A 1746-nucleotide genomic window follows, 5' to 3' on the forward strand; every position below is an offset into this window, starting at 1 on the left:
GGCAGTCCTTCATGGATTATGAATAATGGTCGACAAGAACTCTTTGGAAACGTTGGTTACCGAATATTACGAGCCAATATTAAAGAGGTCTTGTCGAAACCGGGCTATGAAGCGAGCTGGTGCTAGTCTACGTCGGTGCCGGCTTCATCTTCTCCGATCACTTCTTTTTCTTTTAGGGCTGCTTCGTACCAATGCTTCATTGAAGGTAGGGTAAGCAAGCGGTCGATATAAGCTCTGCTGGTATCCGATACTTCAATTTGATAAGTCGCAAAACGGGAAGCAACCGGAGCAAACATGCAGTCGGCAATGGAGAACTCTCCAAACAACCAATCGCCATCATGGCGGTTGAGCGCATCTTGCCACATGCCGTCGATGCGTTGAATATCCTTAATGCAGTCCTCATGGAGGTTGACTTTACGAGTAGCCCGGCAGTTCATAGGCAGGGCGCTTCTTAAGGCTGGAAAACCTGAGTGCATTTCAGCGCAGTAGGCTCGGGCAGTGGCTCTGTCACTTGGGTCTTCAGGCCAGCCTTTACCTTTAAGATATTGCTCGGAAACATACTCACAAATTGCCAATGAGTCCCAGACTGTAAGGTCCTTACCTTCCTTGTCATCAATCAGTACAGGAACTTTGAAGGTGGGGGAGTAATCCGCGAGGCGCTGATGGGTATTTTCTTCAAAAAGGAATACTTTAATTTCGTCGAACGGGATGTCAAAGTGAGTCAGTAATAGCCAGGGCCGAAGTGACCATGATGAATAATTCTGATTACCAATAACTAGTTCCATATCTGTCTTCCTATTTTTAGTGTTTATCCGCCTGAACGTTTTACTTTGTAGCCTTGCTCAGTAAGAATCTTCAATAGCAGTTCACGGTGATCGCCTTGGATTTCGATATTTCCATCCTTCACTGCACCACCGACACCACATTTCTTTTTGAGCTCTTTGGCGAGACCTTTTAGCTCGTTGTTTTTTAGCAGTATTCCACTTAAGACGGTCACACCTTTGCCTTTTCGGCCTTTCGTGTCGAGGCTTACACGTACGATGCCGTCTCCCTCTGGAGTTTGGTCTGCAGAGCAAGTGCATTCGTCAATGGCTTGTTCACACTCTGGACAAGTTCGCCCTGTTTCGGTGGAGTAGACAAGTCGATTGTTTCTAGGCATTGCTTTTGCTCTCTTTGAGTTCCATATGTGAAGAATGTTTTAAATTACTTTTATTGAGGTGGCGCACCCAATACAGTGCACCCGTGCCAACTATTATATTAGCAAGGCTTGTGGCCAGATATATACCCGCGAGATCAAAAAAATTACCAAGCGCTAATGCCAAGGGAATAAAAATTACGATTAAGCGTAGAAGTGACATGACCAAAGAGGGCATTGGTCTGCCGATACCGTTAGCTGCTGACGAGCTCAGCATAATGANGCCAAGAAATAGATAGCTGATAGGCACTAAGTATAAGTAGAGGGTGGAGGACTCAATAACTGATTCGTCTGCCGAAAACAACCCGGTTAGAGGCTTGGCAAATAGCCATAAACAAACGCTTGCCCCCAGTCCCCAAAGTGCAACGAACTTGAAGCTCATCTTAAGTGCTTCGAAAACCCGGTCATGTTTTTCTGCGCCCCAATTTTGGCCAACAAAAGGGCCCATAATGGAGGTTAGCCCCATAATTACGACAAGAAAGATTGCTTCAATACGTGACGCAACACCAAAACCGGCAACAGACTCGGGGCTGAATCGGGCTACAAGCCAG

3 protein-coding genes are annotated in these 1746 nt (G+C 46.2%); all 3 read right to left on the reverse strand.

From position 1 onward, the window contains the following. Positions 1 to 122: 122 nt before the first annotated feature. Positions 123 to 785, reverse strand: a complete 663-nt coding sequence (locus tag A3766_RS17440) for a glutathione S-transferase family protein (protein WP_068507945.1) — start codon at positions 783 to 785, stop codon at positions 123 to 125. A gap of 23 nt (positions 786 to 808) precedes the next feature. Then, positions 809 to 1159: a translation initiation factor Sui1 gene (locus A3766_RS17445; protein ID WP_068507944.1), complete on the reverse strand. Its 351-nt coding sequence runs from the start codon at positions 1157 to 1159 to the stop codon at positions 809 to 811. After that, positions 1152 to 1746 (reverse strand): MATE family efflux transporter (locus A3766_RS17450; protein WP_255375551.1); only part of this gene is annotated, 595 nt, incomplete at its 5' end. The genes A3766_RS17445 and A3766_RS17450, both read right to left, overlap by 8 nt.

This window comes from Oleiphilus sp. HI0132, from assembly GCF_001635845.1.